The following is a 22,415-nucleotide window of genomic DNA, read 5'->3' as shown; positions in this document are numbered from 1 at the left end:
ACTATTTTGTAACTTTTTTGTTATAATATATTTAGGTGGTGAAAAATGATAGAATTAAGAGATGTAAGTGTAAAATATTCAAGTAATATTATAGGCTTAAAAAATGTTAATTTAAAAATAAATCGTGGAGAACTTTTATTTATAACAGGTCCAAGTGGAGCTGGTAAATCTACAATAATAAAAATTCTTTTAAAAGAAATAGATCCAGATTCTGGAAGAATTTATTTAGAAGGAAAGGATATTACAAAGGTTAAAAAGACAAGAATTCCTAAAATAAGAAAAGAAATAGGAGTTGTATTCCAGGATTTTAGACTTTTAAAAAATAGAACAGTATATGAAAATATAGAGTTCGTATTAGATGTTCATGGATTTTCAAAAAGAGAAAAAGAAATTACAATACAAGAAGTATTAAAACTAGTCAATTTAGAAGATAGAAAAAAAGCATATCCGAGGGAGCTATCAGGTGGTGAGCAACAGAGAGTTTCAATAGCAAGAGCTTTAGCTATATCACCAAAGGTATTAATAGCCGACGAACCAACTGGTAATTTAAATCCATTGACAGCTTGGAAATTAATGGATTATTTTAAATTAATAAATTCAAGAGGAACTACTGTTATTATTAATACACATTCTAAGGAATTAGTAGATCAAATAGCTACACGTGTTGTTTCTTTAGAAAATGGAGAAATAGTAAGAGATTCAGTAGGAGGATATGAAAATGGAAATATTTAGAAGGCTAGGAAATACTTTTAAGGAAGCTCTAAAAACTATTTATAAAAACTTAAATTTAGGATTAGTTACAATCGCATCAGCTTTTTTTACCCTATTTATCATATGTGTAATTATAATAGTTTCATTAAATGCTAATAAAATTGCTAAAGAAATGAAATCAAAGGTAAATGAGGTTGAAGTTTTTATAAAATCTGATGCCACTCAATTTGAAATAGATAAGTTAAAGTCCGAGATTGATAAAATAAATATTAATAAAAAGGTTAAATTTAGATCATCAGAAGAGGCTTTAGATATTATGAAAAAAAGTTGGGGAGAAAATTCTGATTTATTAGATAATATAGAATCAAAGGGATTATTACCAGCGTCTTTTGTAGTATCTTTAGAAAATATTGAAGATATTGATGATTTTGTAAATCAAATCAAAGGCAAGGATTCTATTGATGATATTAAATACTTTAATGACTTGATAAAAAAGACAACAGATATAGCTAATTACATTAAAGTATTAGGAACAATTTTTATTATAATATTTATGATAGTGTCATTTTTTATTATTTCAAATACGATAAAACTGACAGTTTACTCGAGATCAAATGAAATTGCTGTTATGAGATATGTAGGTGCGTCAAACTGGTATATTGCGATACCAATTATAATTGAAGGTGTAGTATTAAGTTTAGTAGCTTCTTTATTAGCTTTTGGGGCTAGTTATGGAGTATATTCATACATTTTCGATACCTATTTGCATCAAGTTACAAACAATATAGGAATTATTAATTTTATAAATCCTCAAGAATTAACATTTACACTGTTAAAAATCATGTTATCTTTAGGGTTATTTATAGGATTAGTAAGTTCAGTATTTTCAATAAGAAAGTATTTATCAAAGAAAGAGGTTGAATATGTCAAATAAAAAGAAAATCTTAATATTTGGATTAGTTCTTACTTTATTTAGTTCTAGTGTGAATTTTTCACAAGCAGGTAATTTAAATCAAATAAAAAATGAAAAGAGTAAATTACAAGATAATTTAAAAAACTTACAAAATAAAATTAAAGAAGATAAAAATGAAATTGATTCATATCAAAACAACATTAAAGAAAATGAATATAGAAAAGAAGAAGCAGCAACAGAATTAGAAAATATAAAAAACAAGAAAAATACTGTTGCTGAAAAGATAAAAGAATTAAGTGCTACAATACAATATACTTATTATAAAATTTATGAGACAGAGACTGATATAAATAATATAGAAAATGAAATAAATGAAAAAAATATAGAAATTGAGAAAACTAAAGATAGCTTTAATTATAATAATGAATTACTTAAAAAACGTATAAAAGCTATGTATAAATTAGGAGAAGTTTCAAAAATACAAATCCTCTTAAATGCAACAGACATAAATGATTTTTTAAGTAGAACTACAATGATGGCTACCTTGACAGATTCTGATCAAAAATTGATTGGTAATTTAAGAAAGTACAAAGATCAATTAGAAGAATTAAAAACTAGTTTAGAAGAAAATAGTAAAAAATTAATTTCTAAAAAAAATGAATTAGAAAAAAGTAAAAAACTATTAGAAGATCAAAAAGCTTATAATGATGAATTATTTAGTGAATTGACGGAGGAAGAAAAAAGTAAAGATGTAACTCTAAATGAAATAAGCAAAAATATTAAAGAATATGAAAACTATTTATTAAACAAAAAGGGTGAAACATCATCTTTAAATGATGAAGAAAATAAATTAAAAAGAGAAATTGCTAAATTAGAATCTGATATTATAGCTGAAGAAAGAAGAATTAAATTAGAAGAAGAGGCTAAATCTAAAGCTGAAGCTAAAGAAAGAAGAATTAAATTAGAAAAAGAGGCTAAAGCTAAAAGAGAAACGAAAAATAAAGAGTTAAACTCTAAAAAAGAGAAATTAAAAAAAGTTAGTGATAAAGTTGCTAAGGCAACAAAAACAAGGCTACAGTGGCCAAGTGATGCGACTTATATCTCAAGCCCATTTGGATGGAGAATTAGACCTATTTATGGCGGCTGGGGTTTCCATAATGGTATTGATATCGCAGGACCAATTAATACAAATATATATGCAGCAGAAGACGGATATGTTGAATCTGTAAGACATATGTATGGAGATTATGGAAATGTTATAGTTATAGATCATGGAAATGGTCTTAAAACTTTGTATGCTCACTTAAACTCTTTTTTAGTGTCGCAAGGACAAAGAGTTAAAAGAGGTCAGCATATAGCTGAAATGGGTTCAACAGGATACTCAACTGGTTCACATTTACATTTTGAAGTAAGAATAAATGGTAAAAGAGTAGATCCTCTTCCTTATATTAAATATTAAATATAAAAACTGTTACATAAAATTTTAATTTTATTGTAGCAGTTTTTTACATAAAACGAACAAATTTTCTTTTTATAATAAAAATGTTATATAATATTATAAGAAAATACAAGACTGGAGAGAAAGAATGAAAAAATTAACAAAAAGAATATCTATATTTTGTATGGTTATATTAGTGGGGATTGGCTCATACTCACTTGGAAGAAGCAGTGTAAATAATAACGTACCAAGACAAACGGAAAATAAATCTAAGAATAATGGAAAAAAATTAGATAATACAAAATTAGATTATAAAAAAATAAATAAAAATATGGAAGCCATATTATCTAAAATTAAAAATGAATATCTAAAAGATTATAATTTAAAAGATATAGAAGAAGGAATATATAAGGGAATGTTGGCGTCATTAAAAGATCCATATTCTGTTTACTATAACGAAAAAGAATATCAACAATTGAATGAACATACATCAGGTGAATTTGGAGGTGTTGGTATACAAGTTAATGCATCAAAGGGAGATTTAATTGAAGTTATTGCGCCTATAAAAGGAACACCTGGTGAAAAAGCTGGTATTCTTCCAGGAGATAAAATTTCTAAAATAAATGATAAACCAGTTTTTTCTAAGGATTTTGATGAGGCAATTAAACTTATGCGAGGAAAACCGGGAACTAAGGTTAAGCTCACTATACTAAGAGGTGAAGGTTCAGATTCTAAAACTCTAGATTTTGATATTACTAGAGATACAATCTCTGTAGAGTCGGTTCATACAAAATTACTAGATAATGGTATTGGGTATTTGCAAATTACAGGCTTTCAAGAAAAAACAGCACAAGAATTTGCTAAAGGCTTAAAAGAACTAAAAGATAAGGGCGCTAAAAAGCTTATTTTAGATCTAAGAAATAATCCAGGAGGATTATTAAATGTAACTATGGATATAGCAAATATATTAATGGATGAAAAAGTAGTTATAAATGTTAAAAATAAATCTGGACAAGAGCAAAAGTTGTCTACTAAAAAAGGAAAAGATGATATACTAATGGTAGTACTCATCAATAAAGGTTCTGCGTCAGCATCAGAAGTATTATCAGGCGCATTACAAGATAATGGAAGAGCAAAAATTGTTGGAGAAACAAGTTTTGGTAAAGGTGTTATTCAAAATGTATACCCATTCGACAACGATGGAACAATAGAAGGGTTAAAATTAACAACAACTCAATTCTTTACGCCAAATCATAATAAAATACATGACGAGGGAATCAAACCGGATTATGAAGTTAAAATAAAAAAAGGGGTAACTAAAATAGGTGTTGAAAATATAGAAAATGATGCACAATTACAAAAAGCAATGGAGTTATTAAAATAGAAAAGAGAGTATATGAGTGAATCTATATTTGATTTAAAATCTAAATTTAGTCCTATGGGAGATCAGCCAAATGCTATAAATACATTAGTTGAGGGGTTAAAGAATGGTGATAAATTTCAAACATTAAAGGGAGTTACAGGTTCAGGTAAAACATTTACTATGGCAAATATAATACAAAAAACGGGTAGACCAACTTTAGTATTAGCACATAATAAAACTTTGGCATATCAGCTATACCAAGAATTTAGAGAATTTTTTCCAAATGATTATGTAGAATATTTTGTTTCGTATTATGATTATTATCAACCTGAAGCATATGTATTTGCTACAGACACATATATTGCAAAAGACTCATCAGTTAATGATGAGATTGATAAAATGCGTCACTCTGCAACGGCTGCTCTTTATGAAAATAGAAATGTAATTATCATAGCCTCAGTTTCATGTATTTATGGATTGGGAGACCCAATAGATTATGAAAATATGACAGTTTCAATAAGGCCAGGGCAACAAATAGAAAGAGATGAGGTTTTAAGAAAACTAATAAACATTCAATTTGACAGAAATGATATAGACTTTGCTCGTGGTACATTTAGAGTAAGGGGAGATGTAATAGACATATTTCCGGCAAATTCAGATGAGAATATATATAGGGTAGAATTTTTTGGAGATGAAATTGATAGAATTTCAGAAGTGAATTATTTGACCGGTGAAATTATAAGTCACTTAAACCATGCAGTTATTTTTCCTGCATCACATTATGCGACTTCAAGGGATAAAATTAAATTAGCTATAAAATCTATACAGGAAGAGTTGACCGAAAGACTACAAGAATTAGAAAATGAAAATAAATTAGTAGAATATCAAAGACTGGAACAAAGAACTTTATATGATATTGAAATGCTAACAGAAATAGGATTTTGTAATGGTATAGAAAATTATTCTAGACATTTGAGTCAGAGAGAGGCAGGTTCAAGACCATTTACATTATTGGACTATTTTCCAGAAGATTGGTTGCTTTTAATTGATGAATCTCATGTAACACTTCCGCAAGTGGGTGGAATGTATGAGGGAGATAGATCAAGAAAACAGAATTTAGTTGATTATGGATTTAGATTACCGTCAGCACTTGATAATAGACCGTTAAAATTTAATGAGTTTGAATCTTTAATTAATCAAGCCATTTTTGTATCAGCTACACCGAGCAAATATGAAAAAGAAAATCAAACGATAGAAGTAGAACAAATTATTCGTCCTACTGGATTGTTAGATCCAATTATTGAAGTCAGACCAACTAAAAATCAAATTGATGATTTAATAAATGAGATAAGATCTACAACCAATAAAGGATATAGAACACTTATTACTACATTAACAAAGAGAATGGCTGAGGATTTAACGGATTTCATGAAGGATCTAAATATTAAGGTAACATATTTACACTCCGATATTGATACAATTGAAAGAGTTGAAATATTGAGAGATTTGAGAATTGGAAAATATGACGTTTTAATAGGGATAAATCTTTTAAGAGAGGGGTTGGATTTACCAGAAGTTTCATTAATTTGCATCATGGATGCAGATAAGGAAGGATTTTTGCGTTCAGAAACATCTCTCATACAGACAATAGGACGTGCTGCAAGAAATGAAAATGGTAAAGTTGTAATGTATGCAGATGGTATTACGAAATCTATGGATAAAGCTATAACTGAAACTGAAAGAAGACGAGAAATTCAGCAAGCATATAATGAAGAAAATAATATAATACCAAAGTCAATCATTAAAGATGTTACAGATATTGTTACAGTATCAATGGCGGCTGAAAATGAAGTTGATTATGATGTCAAGAGTGATAGTATTGATTCGAGTCAATTACATGAAATAATTATAAATCTAGAACAAGAGATGATGAAAGCAGCAGAGATACTAGATTTTGAAAAAGCTGCAAATATTAGAGATGAAATTAAAAAACTTAAAAAAGAGTATGGAATTTAGGTGAAAAAATGAGTTTAGAAAAAATTGTTATTAAAGATGCTAGAGCACATAATCTAAAAAATATTGACTTAGAATTACCAAGAGATAAAATGATAGTATTTACAGGTTTATCAGGATCTGGAAAATCTTCGTTAGCATTTGATACAATCTATGCAGAAGGACAAAGAAGATATGTTGAGTCACTATCTTCATACGCAAGACAATTTTTAGGGCAAATGGATAAACCTGATGTTGAATCTATAGAGGGATTATCACCATCTATTTCAATTGATCAGAAAACGACTAATAGAAATCCACGTTCTACCGTTGGAACAGTTACAGAAATTTATGATTATTTAAGATTATTATATGCAAAAGTAGGTGTTCCACATTGCCCAGTTTGTGGAAAAGAAATTATTGCGATGTCGGTTGATCAAATGGTAGATAGAGTAGTGTCGCTTAAAGAAAGAACAAAAATATATGTACTAGCACCCCTTATAATCGGAAAAAAAGGTGAACATGTAAAACTAATAGAAAATATAAGAAAACAGGGGTTTAGTAGAGTAAAGATTGATGGAGAGATTTTAGATTTAACTATCGATGAAGTGTCACTTGAAAGAAATAAAAAGCATAATATAGATGTTCTAGTTGACAGATTAGTAGTAAAAGAGGGTATAGAGTCACGACTAACAGGTTCTCTGGAAACTGCACTTGAATTGGGTGATGGTAAAGTAAACATCGAGGTCTTAGAAAAAGAAATTTTCACTATGTCATCATCCCTTTCATGTCCTGATGGACATATGTCATTGGGAGAAATTAATCCAAGAATGTTCTCATTTAATGCACCATTTGGTGCGTGCGAGTCTTGTGATGGTTTAGGTTACCATAAAGATGTAGATGAGGAATTAGTTATACCAGACTATTCACTAACCTTTAATGAAGGAGCATTTAAACCTTTTGCAAATTCTAAAAAGGGAACATATTATTATGAAATAATAAAGGAGTTAGCGAAAAAATACAATTTTGATATGGATACACCTCTATCAAAAGCACCTAAAAAGCTAATAAATTCATTGATGAATGGTGCAAGCCAAACAGTAAATATTAGCTTTGGCTCTCATTTTAAGGGGAATATGAAAAAAGAGATACTATGGGAAGGTGTTAAGGAGAATTTAAAAAAACGTCAGAGTCAGTCTTTTTCAGAATCACAAAAAGCTAAAATAGAAGAGTTCATGAGTGAAGTGACATGCGAAACTTGCAATGGAAATAAGTTAAAAGATGAAATTTTAGCAATTACGGTCATGGATAAAAGCATTATAGAGATTACCAATCTATCTATCCAAGACGCATATGAATGGGCGACAAATATAAAACTTAGCAAGTCTGATATGATAATTGCTGAACCAATAATAAAAGAAATTAAAGCTAGATTGAAATTTCTAATTGATGTAGGATTAGAATATCTTACTATGTCGAGAGCAGCAGGAACACTTTCAGGTGGAGAATCACAAAGAATTAGATTGGCTACACAAATTGGTGCGGGACTAGTAGGTGTAGTATATGTTTTAGATGAGCCAAGTATTGGACTACATCAAAGAGATAATGAAAAATTATTGAAATCATTGAGAAATTTAACTGATTTAGGTAATACTCTTATTATTGTAGAACATGATGAAGATACTATGAAAATGTCAGATCTGATTGTAGACATCGGTCCAGGAGCAGGCATTCATGGAGGGAAAATTACATTTAAGGGAACCTATGATGAAATTATAAAAGATAAAAAATCTATTACAGGGCAATATTTATCTGGGAGAAAGAAAATAGCTGTTCCATCTGAGAGAAAAGAGCCTAAGGGGTATATAGAAGTGAAAAATGCACTACAGAATAATCTCAAGGGCATAGATGTTAAATTTCCTTTAGGCGTACTAACATTGGTGACGGGAGTTTCCGGATCTGGAAAATCCTCACTTGTAAACCAAATTTTTTATAATGGATTAATGAAGAAATTGCATAATTCAAGGCAAGGCCAGGTGAACATGATGAAATAATTGGGGCTGAAAAAATAGATAAATTAATTCAAATAGATCAAAGCCCAATAGGTAGAACGCCAAGATCAAACCCTGCAACATACACTAAAACATTTGATTATATAAGAGATGTTTTTGCAATGACAAATGAAGCTAAAATGAGAGGTTATGATAAGGGGAGATTTTCCTTTAATGTAAAAGGGGGACGCTGTGAAAATTGTAGCGGTGATGGTGTTATAAAAGTTGAAATGCATTTTTTACCAGATGTTTATGTACCTTGTGAAGTATGTAATGGAAAAAGATATAATCGTGAAACATTACAGGTTAAATATAAAGATAAGGATATTGCTGAAGTGCTAGATATGACTATTGAAGAAGCATTAGATTTTTTCAAAAATCATGATCCAATAGCAAGAAGATTACAAACATTGAATGATGTTGGATTATCCTATCTTAAATTAGGGCAACCATCAACCCAACTATCAGGTGGAGAAGCACAGAGAATAAAATTGGCAACTGAACTTTCAAAAAGATTGACAGGAAACACAATGTATCTATTAGATGAGCCTACTACAGGATTACATTCAGCTGATATTCATAAATTAGTAAAGGTTTTAGATCAATTAGTTGAAGGTGGAAATTCTGTTATAGTTATTGAACATAATTTAGATGTAATAAAGAGAGCAGATTATATTATTGATCTTGGACCTGAAGGAGGAAAAGGTGGTGGTAATATAGTTGCTGAGGGGACACCAGAAGAGGTTATAAAAGTTAAGGAATCATATACAGGTAAATTTTTAAAATCATATTTAGATTAAAAATATAATCCCAGAATTAGATTGTAAATCTTTTTCTGGGATTAAAATTATTTTATATTTAGTTTTAAGGGATTAATTTTAATTGATTTTTAATCTCCTGGTTTTCATTATATTCAATATATTTTCCATCTGCCCAATTTTGTACTTGATCTGTATAATATGGGGATAGGAAATGTCCACTTTGTCCTGGAGCTACAGTGTGATATCCAGTCTTTGTACTAAAATCATACACAAATCTCCATGAAGCACCATGGTTCACAATACCTTTTTCATTTTGTCTAGCAGCTTGAACGGTTACACCAAATCCATTGATAGGTATTTTTTTAGAGTTTAGAAAATGTCCTAAAAATGCAGAAGTCTTTCCTATAGGATGTTGGAATTGAAGTGCATGAAAATCTCCCCATTTCCAATTGTTTGGATTATTACCGTATTGTTTTTCAAGGGAACTAATAGCTGAAATAAAACTCGTATTTAAAACCTTCTTTAAACCTCCATTTTGTTCAATAAAGGCAGAAGTTTTTCCTTCAAATGCATTTCTAAATATTCTATCAGTCAAATAATTTTTATGCTTAAAGAAATTATAAACGTCTTTATTCATATCAGGTGTATATATCGTGGTCTTAATTTTTTCCATTATTTCATTAAAAATGAGAGTTTGAGGTTTATTTTTATCGTCATTAAAATCCCATTTTTTTAATAATTCAATTATTTTTTTATGTGTTTGAATAGTATCATCACTTAAATTAGACAATATTTTAGGTATAAATTCTTGAGCGTGTAGATTTTTAGTATCCATTTGCAGAGCTTGCATATCTTCATATGTGAAATCATTTTTTGAAGATAATACTTCGTCAATTCTATTTTTTCTATACGGTTGAGCCCAAATATTTGCTAAATAGTGAGGATAGTCTTCAATAGTTTTTGTATTTGCAGTGGATATATATCCAGAATCAGGATTTACTATTTTTGGGAGTTTATCATAGTCTATATATCCTTTCCAACCATATTCGCTAGTGTATCCAGGAACAGGAAGTGCTCCAGTTCCTTTTTTCTTATAGGAATATTTCCATTAGCCTTAAAGCCTATAAATCCAGAATTATCAGCAAATACAAAATTTTGAGCTGGTGATTTAAAGTCTTTAAGTGCATTTTCAAATTCTGTCCAATTTTTAGCTCTGTTAATTTTAATTATTGCTTCGAGTTCATTTGTGGAGTCAAGTGCCGTCCATTGCATAGAAAATTTGAGATTTTTATTATTTACTGGAGAAACCAATTCATCAATAATAGGACCGTTTTTTGTATATAAGACTTCAAAATTTTCGCTCGGTTTTCCCTTTATTTTAATTTCATGTTTTACAACTTCTGCATTATACCATTTGCCATCATACTCAAATTGATGAGGATTTTTTGGATTTATTTTTTCAATATATAAGTCTTGTACATCCGGACCAACATTTGTAACACCCCACGCAATATGATTATTATTTCCTAAAATTATTCCAGGTATCCCAGTAAATATTACTCCTTGAACATTAACATTTGGTGAAATCAAATGCATTTGATACCAAATTGAGGGTAAATTTAATCCTAAATGTGGGTCATCAGCTAATAGTGGCTTTCCAGATTTAGTTTTTTGAGCAGATAGAACCCAGTTGTTGCTTCCATTTTCAATATGAGGTAAGTCAAGATTAGCTAATTTATTATCTATTTTAGTTTCCACTAATTTATTTTGTTTTATGAGTTCTATATTATCAGGATTTTCATAGAAATCACTTGGAAGAAAATCCTTCAATTTTTCTTCACCAAGATTATTAAGTACCCAGTTATTAAACACTTGATAATCCCAATGGCCACCTAAATCATATGCCATATATTTACCTATTACCAATGAATCAATCTCTGTCCATGGGCTAGCCTTGATGTTCATCAGTCTAAATTCATAAGGTAATTTACCTTCTTTTTCTGCCATCTGTATATACGCATTTACTCCATCTGTAAAATCTTTTAATATTTTTTTTGCTTCATCGGAATAGCTTGCGTAAGACTCTTTAGCAGCTTTTAACAGGGAATAACTTAAAAACTTTTTATCATTTTTTAATGCAACTTCACCTACAATTTCTGATAACTGACCTTTTGCTTGTCTTCTAGCCATCTCCATTTGAAAAAGTCTATCCTGTGCTTGAGTGAATCCTTGAGCTTTATATAAATCAGAATCATTTTTGGCCTTGATAGTGGGTACACCATGTGCATCTCTATCAACAGTAACTTCATCTAATAGAATGTTTAATTTTAATTCGCCTTTAATTTGAGGTAATGATTTGCTTAACATGAAATAAATATATCCCATCGCAAATAATATTAATGTAGTAATTAAAATTAATGATATTTTTAATATCTTTTTATAACTTATTTTTTTCATATTTCCTCCATATTTTAGTAGAATATCAATAAAAAAATTAAAAGTAAATATATTTGAACGTAAATAGTATTAATTACTATATAAAAAAATATATTTTCTTAATAAAACCTATTTTTTAAGCGTTTCAAAATAATGAAAAAAATGTAATAAATAGTATTGAATACCATATAAAAACAAAAAACAATAATTCAAGTATACCCTAAACAATTTATTAGACTAACCTAAATAAAAACTTTACAAATATATATTTAAATGTTAAACTAATAAAAACAATAAAAAAGGAGAGTATTATGAAGAAAAGAATTTTATTACTAGTTCTAACAGCGATGTTACTTATTGTTGGTTGCCAGACTGGAAAGAAAACCGATAAAGAAAGTAAAAAAGAAACTACCATGGAACAAAACAAAGAAACTAAGAAAGAAACTTCTACTCAAAAAAATAAAGAAGGTTCTAAAAAGAAAGTTACTGTAACAACAACTTTTGTTAGTGATATGGTAAAAAGCTTAGTGGGAGATAAAGTAAATGTAGATTTAATTATACCAGCAGGAAGTGATCCTCACTTATATGAAGCTAAACCAGAAGATTTGAAAAAATTAAAAGATGCTGATTTAGTACTTTATCACGGTTTACATTTTGAAGGAAAAATGAATAATGTTTTAGAGAAAAGTGGTAAGGCTATAACTGAAGGGTTTGCTAAGAATGAAATTGGTGAGATGGAAGAAGATGGAAAAATGGAAACAGATCCACACTTCTGGTTTGACTTAAAATTATATAAAAAAGCAACTACAAATGTAGCTAAATATTTATCAGAAGTATTGCCTGAAGAAAAAGCTAACATTGAATCATCACTTAAAACATACTTAGGTAAATTAGATGAATTAGACAAATACAATAAAGAAATGCTTGCTAAAATACCTGAAAATTCAAGATATTTAATAACACCACACGATGCTTTCAACTATTTTGCAAGAGCATATAAATTTGAAGTTAAAGCTCCACAAGGTGTAAGTACAGATTCAGAAGTTGCAAACTCAGAAATTGAAGAAACAGCAAAATTTATTGCGAAACATAAAATTAAAGCAATATTTGCAGAATCAACAACAAATCCTGAAAGAATGAAAAAGTTACAAGAAGTTGTAAAGAAAAATGGATTTGACGTAAAAGTAGTTAGCGGCGAAGGTCAAGAATTATTCTCAGATTCATTAGCACCAGCTGGTGAAAAAGGTGATACATTTATCGAAATGTACAAACATAATATTGATTTAATTGTGAAAAACTTAAAATAGAATATAGGTAATTTAAAAGTCAAAAAACTTCTGATATGGTAGTCAGAAGTTTTTTTTATCTTCTAAATACTGAGTTAATAGGGATTATTCTACCCTTATGACCAAATACTCTTGGTGTAGTCAATGCATCAAATATTGGAGCTAATAGATTGGCGATAAGTATAGCTATCCCAACTCCTCCTGGTAAACTAAACATATATCTTAATAATCCAGTCAAAACACCTATAAATAAAGCATAGTATATTCTAGCCTTTTTATTGAGAGGTCCCGAAGTGTAATCGGTAATCATAAACACAGAAGCAAACATTGCAGTACCTGAAATCACATGATATAGAGAAAATACAGGATCAGTTTTACTAAATAATAAAGTTGTTAAAAATAAACCGATTAGCATTGCGATGGGGACTATAAAGTCTATAATTTTCTTAAAAACTAGATATATAAATCCTAAAATTATTGCCCATTTTACCATTTCGCCGATATTACCCCCAATATACCCAAAGAAAACATCCGTAAAAGATGGAGCTCCTTCACCAATTTTTTCTGCTCCATGTCCGATAAATTGAAGCGGGGTAGCTGTTGAAACTTGATCAGGTCCAGGTAGAACCCAATTAGTGATCCACGGTGTAAATAATATTTTTATTAAAACTCTAGCAAAAACAGCTGGATTAAACGTATTTTTTCCTATTCCACCAGGTAATTGTTTTATAATAACTATCGCTACAAAAGTACCAAATAATAGTACCCATATAGGAGCTGTTGGAGGTAAACTAAGTGATATTAATAATCCAGTAACTGCTGCAGAACAATCAGAAATGGTAACCTCTTTATTAAATATTTTTTGAAATGCATATTCAAAGAAAACAGCAGATGAAATTCCTAATATAATCATTATTAAACTAATGATTCCAAAATTGATCACCGCCATTATACTTACAGGTATTAATGCGATAATGACATCAAGCATAATTCGTTTACTGGTTTGTTCGGTTCTAAAAAATGGAGCATGTTTAATCTCAAACATTATGCCTCCTTCATTTCTTTACGTATAGCCTTAATATCTTTAAGTAAATCAATCTTAGAAGGGCAAACATACGTGCAAACTCCACAGTTAATACAAGCATCAGCTTTTAGTTCGTGTCCTAATTCATACTCTCTATTTCTATATGCGTTACTAATTAGTATAGGTTGCAAATTCATAGGACATTGATTAACACATCTTGCACATCTAATGCAAGGACTTTCTTGAGAAGTTTTTATGGTTGGTAGAAATAATAAGCTTGTAGTATCCTTATCGATAGGATTGTCTAAGTTCTTAAATGCTCGCCCCATCATTGGTCCACCATTTATCATTTTAACATCATCGGTTTTTAATCCTCCACAATAATCGACAATATATTTTGCACTTGTACCTATTGGAACTAGAAGATTTTTAGGCTTTTTAATTACTGGACCGGATACAGTAATAACTCTTTTATGAAATGTTTCATTTCCGATAACTGCATCATAAATAGCTTTTAATGTAGAAACATTAGATTGTAAAACTCCGATATCGCCAAATCTTTGGTGATCTTTTTTTCTATTCCAAGAACTTCTTCAATTTGTAAATCTGCATGTCCGGCAGGATATTTATTTGGTAATTCGTAAACAGTAATATTTTTTACATTTGATACTTTTATTGCTTTTTCAAGAGATTTTTTTGCATCATCAGCATGATTTTCAATTGCAAAATATACTCTATCAATATGATAAATTTCACTTATCAATTTTGATATTTTAATCAATTGGTCAGCATATTCAATCATGACTCTATGATCTGTAGTAGAATACGGTTCACATTCTGCACCATTTATCAATAAATACTCAGCTTCATGTTTTTCCATACTATATTTAACATGAGTAGGAAAACCAGCACCACCTTTACCAGTTATTCCAGCGTCTTGAATTCTCTTCTTAAATGCATCAATATCAATTTTTTTTGGAAGCGGCTCCAAGTGAACTTGCTCATCCTTAAAGTCATTTTCAATAACAACAGTTTTAGTATTACCTCTAAAAGAATCTCTATCGATAATATCTATAACTTTTCCTGATATTGAAGAGTGAACACTGGCAGATATATTTCCATCAATTTCACCTAACAATGACCCCATTTTTACCCGATCTCCAATTTTAACGACTACATTTGCAGGAGTTCCAATATGCATAGACATTGGAAAATATAGTATTTCTGGAGTTTTAATTTCCTCTATTTGTAAATCTTTTGTGTAGTACTTATTTTTAGGCAAGTCGACACCACGATTAAAAATTAATTTATTTAACATAATTTCTCCTTTTACTTTGTGGTTACGGTTGTTTATTTTATTATACATTAAAAGTCCATTATTATTCCATAATAAATTTAGTATTTCGATAAATACAAAAAATATGTGTTTAATATATAAAATAAAAAATACAATATCCTTGATTTACAAGATTGTATTAGATATAATATAAATTGATTAGGCACACCTAATTAAATGAAAAATAGGAGTAAGTTATGAATTCTATAATAGAAATAAAAAATTTAGATTTTGCATATGGAAATAATAAAGTAATTGACAATGTAAATTTGTCAATACCTAAAAATGTAAGATGTGCAATTGTTGGTCCGAATGGAGCTGGAAAATCGACATTATTAAAAGCTATACTAGGACTTTTAGACTATAATAATGGAGAAATAAAAATATTTGGACAAGATATTAAGAGTATAAGAAAAAAAATAGCATATGTACCACAAAAAGATTCAGTCAACTGGGATTTTCCGATAACAGTATATGATGTAGTTATGATGGGTAGATATGTCCATATTGGATATGGTAAAAAAATAACTAAAATAGATAAAGATAAAGTTGAAAAAGCTTTAGAAGAGATGGGGATATTAGACTTGAAAAATAGACAAATATCTCAATTATCAGGTGGACAAAAACAGAGAGTGTTTTTAGCGAGAGCATTAGCACAAGAAGTTGATTTATATATACTTGATGAACCATTGACTGGTGTCGATGTGAAAACTGAGAAAATAATTTCTGAAAAATTTGAAGATTTACAAAAGCAAGGAAAGACAATAATTGCTGTACATCACAATATATATACACTTGAAAACTTTTTTGATTATATAATAATTTTTAATAAGGATGTTAAGGTTGAAGGGGAAATTAAAGAAGTTAATACCTCTAAAAATCTTGATTTAGCATTTAGAGGTTAATGTGGAAATTTTAGAATCATATTCATTTCAAATTGTTGCCCTTGGAACTGTAATACTTGCTATAACTTCTTCATTAGTAGGAAGTATAAATTTGTACAAAGGGCAGTCTTTAATAGGTGATGCTATGGGACATTCCACACTTGCTGGTGTAATAATAGCTTATATGCTTTTTGCAACAAGAAATCCCATTGTTTTATTATTAGGAGCTATGTCAACAGCTTCAATCTCATATTTTTTGATAGATTACGCTAAAAAAAATTCTAAGATTGGTCTTGATGCAAATATGGCAATATATTTATCTGGTTTCTTTGGATTGGGTCTTGTGTTAAAATCATATATTCAAGGAAATGAAAACTTTATTGGAGCTTCACAGGCTGGATTAGATAATTATATTTTTGGACAGGCAGCATATTTATTACAGTTTGACGTGATACTTATATCTGTATGTGCGGTGATTTGTTCTTCAATAATTATTTATTTTTTTAAGGAGTTTAAGGTATATCTCTTTGATAGAGAATTTGCAATACTTACAGGTGTACCAGTCAATGTACTAGATTATCTTGTACTTTTTATGACAATACTAACAATTGGTGTAGGGATAAAAGCTGTCGGGGTAATATTAATTTCATCATTTTTGATTATGCCATGTGTAAGTGCCAGAATATGGAGTAATAAATATATAAATACACTTATAATAGGTTCGATATTTTCTGCAATATCTGCTTTACTAGGAAGTTACCTTTCTACCATGTATAAGGGATTTTCAACAGGACCAGTTATTATATTAGTTTCAGGAATAATATTTTTAATATCATTGATATTTGGTAAAAATGGCATTATAAGATCGGGAGGTAGATAATGGATATACTATCAGTTTTAATACTAACATCTATATCCTGTGGGTTTCTAGGTGTATTCTTGATTTTAAGAAGATTATCGATGCTTACAGATGCTATAAGCCATACCGTACTTTTAGGAATAGTTCTTACTTATTTTATAGTACAAGATTTATCATCACCCATTCTAGTTCTTGGAGCAACAATAATGGGTTTTATTACAGTATATTTAATTGAAAGTTTAGGTAACTCAAAACTTATAAAATATAATGATGCAATTGGTGTGGTATTTCCAGTACTTTTTTCAATTGCAGTTATAATAATAAGTCGATATTTTAGAAATGTACATTTAGATATGGATGTAGTATTGCTTGGAGAAGTTTTATTCGCAAGCTTAGATACGATAAAAATATTTGGTATAACAATATCAAAAACTTTACTTCAAAGTTTAATTACCACTATAATAGTAGTAGGTTTTATTTTATTCAATTTTAGAAATCTAAAAATTTCTACATTTAATGAAGAATATGCAAAATTAATAGGAGTAAAAGTAACATTACTATTTTATATGTTGATGAGTTTGTCGTCATTGACAGCTGTAGTATCATTTAATAGTGTAGGTGCGATACTTGTAATATCATTTTTTATAGCACCATCGGCAACAGCACTTTTATTTGCCAAATCACTGAAACAAACATTATTATTTACAGCTATGTTTTCGATTGTAAACTGCACGATTGCTTATATATTATCAATAAAATTAAATGTTTCAATATCAGGTATGGCGGCAACGATAAATGCATTAATGTTTACAATTATGTTAATCATAAATAAAAATAAGGGGAAAATATGTCTGTTAACAATCAAAGGGAAGAATACTTAGTAAATATTTTTAGACTTAGAAGAGATAACGATAAAGTAAGCAATAAAATGCTTAGTGAAAAATTAGAATTATCACCTCCAAGTGTAACTGAAATGCTTAAGAAACTAAAAAAAGATGGGTATATAGAAAATACAAGAGATATATCATTGACGGAAAAAGGTAAAAAAAAAGCAAAGGAAGTTCTTTCAAAGCATAGACTATGGGAATATTTTTTAACTGAAACCTTGAAATATAATTGGAAAGATGTTCATGAACACGCTCAAAAATTTCAATCAATAACTTCAGATGATTTATTTGAGAAATTAAATGAGTTTTTAGGATATCCGGATTATTGTCCTCATGGATCGATAATATACATTAATAACGAAGAGACTAATAGTGAACTTGTTAAGATGTTAGATGCGAATCCTGGTAATCATTACATCGTAAGAAGAATTACTGATCAGAGAGCGGTGTTAGATTATTGTGAAGAAATAGGTATAAAAATAGGTAACAAATTACAATTGGTTGATTTTGATAAATTTGATAATGCAGCTTTAATAAAAATTGGTGAAAATGAAAAAAAAATATCACCAAAGGCTACAACAGAAATTTACTTAAAAGAAATAAATAAAAACTAAATATTACAAAAATTTTAAAAACAAGCGAAGAAGAGTTGACTTTTTCGCTTATTTTTGTTATATTTACTGAATACTAAATAAATAGTTGATAATGGGTTAGTATGCTAATTTTCTAGCTATTTATAAAAATTATTACTAAATAAACGGTCGATATCCGCTAAATTCACACAATGAAAGGTGGTATTTATGAACAATCATACACAATTGTATGGTAAAAGAGAAAGAGAAAGTTTTTCTAGAATTCCAGAGTCGCTAGAATTACCTAATTTATTAGATATTCAAAAAAGCAGCTACGAATGGTTTTTAAGACAAGGTATAAAAGAGGTATTTGAAGATATTTCTCCAATTGTTGACCATTCAGGAAATATCCACTTGCAGTTCTTGGATTACTATTTTGATGATAAACCAAAATATTCAGAACAGGAATCAAAAGAAAGAGACGTTACTTATTCTAAAAAAATGCAGGCTAATACCCGTCTTATTATATTAGAAGATGGAAAACCTAAAGAAATTATTGAAAAAGACGTTCTTATAATGGATGATTTTCCATTGATGACTGAAAATGGTACTTTTATAATTAATGGTGCTGAAAGGGTTGTAGTATCACAATTAGTTAGATCTCCAGGCGTATACTATAGTGAAGATTTTGATAAAAATGGGAAAACTACAATTGCATCTACGGTAATTCCAAATAGAGGGGCTTGGATTGAATACGATACAGATGCTTATGGTGCTTTAACAATAAGAATTGACAGAACAAGAAGGATACCAGCTACAACATTTATGAGAGCATTAGTATTTGAGACCGATGAAGAAATAAAGGAAGCTTTTGGTGATTCAGCAGTATTAAATGAAACTTTAGAAAAAGAGATTTCAAGAGATAGAGAAGAGGCTTTGATTGAAATTTATAAAAAATTAAAACCTGGTGATCCAGCTTCAGTAGAAGCGGCTACATCCCTTTTAAACAATTTATTTTTTGATACAAAGAGATATGATTTATCAAAAGCTGGTAGATATACATTTAATAAGAAATTAGCTATAAGAAATAGAATTAGAGAAAAGTATGCAGCCCAAGATATAATTGATGAATACGGTGAAATCTTCTTAAATAAAGGTGATTTTATAACTCTAGATAAAGCGATAGAAATTGAAAATGCAGGGATTAATACCGTAGATATTAAATTAGAAGAAGATAGTGAAAATGTGATTAGAGTTGTTGGTAATCATTATGTGGATATAAACGTGTTTGAAGAAATTAAGGACTTAGACCTTTCACATATTAGATTATCTGAAAAAGTATTTTATCCTGAAATGGTTAGAATAATTGATTCATTCACAGATGAAATGACGGATAAAGAAAAAGTAAAACTAATTGAAAATTCTAAAGATATACTTTCTTCAAATACTGTTACATTAGAAGATTTAGTAGCATCATTCTCATATCAATTAAATCTATATGATGGTGTGGGTAAAATTGATGATATTGATCATTTAGGTAATAGAAGAGTAAGATCAGTTGGTGAATTATTACAAAATCAATTCAGAATTGGATTATCTAGAATGGAAAGAGTTATTAAGGAAAGAATGACCACTTCTGATCAAGATATGTTGGCACCACATTCATTAATAAACAATAGACCAGTTGCTGCAGCGATAAAAGAATTTTTTGGTTCTTCACAATTATCACAATTTATGGATCAAACAAATCCTATTTCAGAGTTAACTCATAAAAGAAGATTGTCAGCATTAGGACCTGGTGGTTTATCTAGAGATAGAGCAGGTTATGAGGTTAGAGACGTTCATACCTCACACTATGGTAGAGTTTGTCCGATTGAAACTCCAGAAGGTCCAAATATCGGACTTATAACTTCATTGACTACTTATGGAAGAATCAATGAGTATGGATTTATTGAAACGCCATATAGAAAGGTGATAAAAGGAACCGGTAAAGTAACAGAAACCATAGAATACTTAACTGCGGATGAAGAAGACATCTACATTATTGCTCAAGCAAATGAACCTTTAGATGAAGATAATATATTTATAAATGAACGTATTTCATCAAGAGGGATAAATGCTGTTAACGATTTGTATGAAAGAGAAGAAATTGACTATATGGACGTTTCTCCTCAACAAATAGTATCAGTAGGAGCTTCACTGATCCCATTTTTAGAAAATGACGATGCTACTCGTGCCTTGATGGGGGCGAACATGCAGAGACAAGCAGTTCCGTTATTAAAATCAGAAGCACCAATTATTGCAACAGGTATCGAGCATAGAACAGCGAAAGATTCAGGCGTTGTAATTGTTGCTAAAAATTCTGGAACAGTTAAATATGTTGGTGATGAGAAAATTGTAATTACTAAAGATACGCCAGACGAATTTGGTAAAGAAGATATCTATACGGTTCTTAAATTTAAGAGAGCGAACCAAGGGACTACAATTAATCAAAGGCCAATTGTAAAAACTGGTGAGCATGTAGAAAAAGGAGACATTTTAGCGGATGGTCCATCTACAGATTTAGGTGAATTAGCACTTGGTAAAAATATCCTTATTGCATTTATGACATGGGAAGGATATAACTACGAAGATGCTATGTTATTGAATGAAAAGCTAGTAATTGATGATGTATTAACATCTGTTCATATAGAAGAACATTCTGCAGAAGCTAGAGAAACCAAGTTAGGACCAGAGGATATTACAAGAGATATACCAAGTATTGGCGAAGATATGAGAAAAGACCTTGACGATGAAGGTATTATAAGAATCGGTGCAGAGGTACAATCAGGAGATATATTGGTTGGTAAAGTTACGCCTAAGGGTGAAACTGATTTATCACCAGAAGAAAGACTTTTAAGAGCTATATTTGGTGAAAAAGCTAGAGAAGTTAGAGATACTTCGTTGAGAGTTCCTCATGGTGAATCTGGTGTTGTTGTAGATATTAAAAAATATTCTAGAGAAGAAGGTGATGAATTAGCACCTGGAATCAATAAAGTAATTAGAGTATATATAGCAACAAAGAGAAAAATTTCTGTTGGGGATAAGATGTGCGGTCGTCACGGTAATAAGGGTGTTGTTTCAAGAATTCTTCCAGTAGAAGATATGCCATTTTTACCAAATGGTGATCCGGTTCAAATTGTGTTGAATCCACTAGGGGTACCATCACGTATGAACATTGGACAGGTACTTGAAGTGCATTTGGGTATGGCAGCTAAAAAACTTGGTTGGCACGTAGCTACACCTGTATTTGATGGTGCGTCTGACAAAGATATCGAATATACATTAGAAAAAGCTGGATATAGTAAGAGTGGTAAAATTCAATTGAGAGATGGTAGAACTGGGGAAAATTTTGTTAACCCAGTAACAGTTGGTTACATGTATATGTTAAAACTTCATCATTTAGTTGATGAAAAAATTCATGCAAGATCAACTGGGCCATATTCATTAGTTACACAACAACCGCTCGGTGGTAAAGCTCAATTTGGTGGACAAAGATTTGGTGAAATGGAAGTATGGGCCTTAGAAGCATATGGTGCGGCACATACATTACAAGAGATGATGACAGTAAAATCTGATGATATTAATGGTAGAGTTAAGACTTATGAAGCTATTGTAAAAGGTGAAAATATTCCTGATCCAGGAACACCAGAATCATTTAAGGTTCTTACGAAAGAACTACAAGCATTAGCGCTAAATGTAAAATTACTAGATAAAGACGGTCAAGAATTTATATTAGCTGAAAATGTTGATGAAAATGATGACTATCGTCAAGTTGAAAGAATGGTTGATGACGAAAAAGAAAAAAGTTCAGAAAAATCATTTATTAACTAGTCCAATATTAACAAAGTCAAAGAAAGGAG

At 29.7% G+C, this 22,415-nt stretch carries 16 protein-coding genes and 1 pseudogene; 12 read left to right on the top strand and 5 right to left on the bottom strand.

The features are described 5' to 3' along the window. Positions 1–45 precede the first annotated feature (45 nt). The 6 genes and pseudogenes from ftsE to uvrA all read left to right on the top strand — a co-directional run bounded on the left by ftsE (position 46) and on the right by uvrA (position 9,268). Positions 46–732: a cell division ATP-binding protein FtsE gene (ftsE, locus tag AC4KN9_RS05675; RefSeq protein WP_491017635.1), complete on the top strand. Its 687-nt coding sequence runs from the start codon at positions 46–48 to the stop codon at positions 730–732. After that, complete coding sequence (ftsX, locus tag AC4KN9_RS05670) at positions 719–1,645, top strand: permease-like cell division protein FtsX (protein WP_491017634.1); 927 nt, start codon at positions 719–721, stop codon at positions 1,643–1,645. Before ftsE ends, ftsX begins: the two co-directional genes overlap by 14 nt. Continuing rightward, positions 1,635–3,083 (top strand): murein hydrolase activator EnvC family protein, encoded by a 1,449-nt coding sequence (locus tag AC4KN9_RS05665; RefSeq protein ID WP_491017633.1) that lies wholly within the window; start codon positions 1,635–1,637, stop codon positions 3,081–3,083. The genes ftsX and AC4KN9_RS05665 overlap by 11 nt, the downstream gene beginning before the upstream one ends. A 127-nt stretch (positions 3,084–3,210) precedes the next feature. Then, complete coding sequence (locus AC4KN9_RS05660) at positions 3,211–4,446, top strand: S41 family peptidase (RefSeq protein WP_491017632.1); 1,236 nt, start codon at positions 3,211–3,213, stop codon at positions 4,444–4,446. A gap of 12 nt (positions 4,447–4,458) precedes the next feature. After that, the gene (uvrB, locus tag AC4KN9_RS05655) at positions 4,459–6,441 is read left to right on the top strand and encodes an excinuclease ABC subunit UvrB (protein ID WP_491017631.1); all 1,983 of its coding nucleotides are present in this window, start codon (positions 4,459–4,461) and stop codon (positions 6,439–6,441) included. 8 nt (positions 6,442–6,449) lie between these two features. After that, positions 6,450–9,268: pseudogene (uvrA, locus tag AC4KN9_RS05650) on the top strand (excinuclease ABC subunit UvrA). A gap of 64 nt (positions 9,269–9,332) precedes the next feature. On the opposite strand, the gene AC4KN9_RS05645 reads toward uvrA, so the two are convergent. Further along, on the bottom strand, positions 9,333–10,256 hold the full coding sequence (locus AC4KN9_RS05645; RefSeq protein ID WP_491017952.1) for a penicillin acylase family protein: 924 nt from the start codon (positions 10,254–10,256) through the stop codon (positions 9,333–9,335). Continuing rightward, the gene (locus AC4KN9_RS05640; RefSeq protein WP_491017630.1) at positions 10,253–11,686 is read right to left on the bottom strand and encodes a penicillin acylase family protein; all 1,434 of its coding nucleotides are present in this window, start codon (positions 11,684–11,686) and stop codon (positions 10,253–10,255) included. Before AC4KN9_RS05640 ends, AC4KN9_RS05645 begins: the two co-directional genes overlap by 4 nt. A 290-nt stretch (positions 11,687–11,976) precedes the next feature. Between AC4KN9_RS05640 and AC4KN9_RS05635 the strand changes: the two genes are divergently transcribed. Then, positions 11,977–12,972 (top strand): metal ABC transporter solute-binding protein, Zn/Mn family, encoded by a 996-nt coding sequence (locus tag AC4KN9_RS05635; RefSeq protein ID WP_491017629.1) that lies wholly within the window; start codon positions 11,977–11,979, stop codon positions 12,970–12,972. A 55-nt stretch (positions 12,973–13,027) separates the two neighbouring features. On the opposite strand, the gene AC4KN9_RS05630 is transcribed toward AC4KN9_RS05635, so the two are convergent. From AC4KN9_RS05630 to AC4KN9_RS05620, 3 genes are read right to left on the bottom strand one after another with little or no spacing between them, the layout of a single operon-like run. Beyond that, positions 13,028–13,996, bottom strand: a complete 969-nt coding sequence (locus AC4KN9_RS05630; protein ID WP_491017628.1) for an RnfABCDGE type electron transport complex subunit D — start codon at positions 13,994–13,996, stop codon at positions 13,028–13,030. Further along, on the bottom strand, positions 13,996–14,439 hold the full coding sequence (locus tag AC4KN9_RS05625) for a 4Fe-4S dicluster domain-containing protein (RefSeq protein WP_491017951.1): 444 nt from the start codon (positions 14,437–14,439) through the stop codon (positions 13,996–13,998). Before AC4KN9_RS05625 ends, AC4KN9_RS05630 begins: the two co-directional genes overlap by 1 nt. Positions 14,440–14,489: 50 nt before the next feature. After that, complete coding sequence (locus AC4KN9_RS05620) at positions 14,490–15,293, bottom strand: hypothetical protein (protein WP_491017627.1); 804 nt, start codon at positions 15,291–15,293, stop codon at positions 14,490–14,492. Positions 15,294–15,508: 215 nt separating this feature from the next. Here AC4KN9_RS05620 and AC4KN9_RS05615 point away from each other — a divergent pair, with 215 nt between their 5' ends. The 5 genes from AC4KN9_RS05615 to rpoB all read left to right on the top strand — a co-directional run bounded on the left by AC4KN9_RS05615 (position 15,509) and on the right by rpoB (position 22,386). Continuing rightward, positions 15,509–16,216: a metal ABC transporter ATP-binding protein gene (locus tag AC4KN9_RS05615; RefSeq protein ID WP_491017626.1), complete on the top strand. Its 708-nt coding sequence runs from the start codon at positions 15,509–15,511 to the stop codon at positions 16,214–16,216. A gap of 1 nt (position 16,217) precedes the next feature. Beyond that, on the top strand, positions 16,218–17,075 hold the full coding sequence (locus AC4KN9_RS05610; protein WP_491017625.1) for a metal ABC transporter permease: 858 nt from the start codon (positions 16,218–16,220) through the stop codon (positions 17,073–17,075). Next, on the top strand, positions 17,075–17,935 hold the full coding sequence (locus tag AC4KN9_RS05605; protein ID WP_491017624.1) for a metal ABC transporter permease: 861 nt from the start codon (positions 17,075–17,077) through the stop codon (positions 17,933–17,935). The genes AC4KN9_RS05610 and AC4KN9_RS05605 overlap by 1 nt, the downstream gene beginning before the upstream one ends. Beyond that, complete coding sequence (locus AC4KN9_RS05600) at positions 17,902–18,555, top strand: metal-dependent transcriptional regulator (RefSeq protein ID WP_491017623.1); 654 nt, start codon at positions 17,902–17,904, stop codon at positions 18,553–18,555. The genes AC4KN9_RS05605 and AC4KN9_RS05600 overlap by 34 nt, the downstream gene beginning before the upstream one ends. 186 nt (positions 18,556–18,741) lie before the next feature. Next, on the top strand, positions 18,742–22,386 hold the full coding sequence (gene rpoB / locus AC4KN9_RS05595; RefSeq protein ID WP_491017622.1) for a DNA-directed RNA polymerase subunit beta: 3,645 nt from the start codon (positions 18,742–18,744) through the stop codon (positions 22,384–22,386). Positions 22,387–22,415 lie beyond the last annotated feature (29 nt).

It is taken from the genome of Helcococcus sp. SA-HE-C1, from assembly GCF_985670335.1.
The sequence above is the reverse complement of the archived record's forward strand: the minus strand, read 5'-3'. Positions and strand labels throughout refer to the sequence as shown.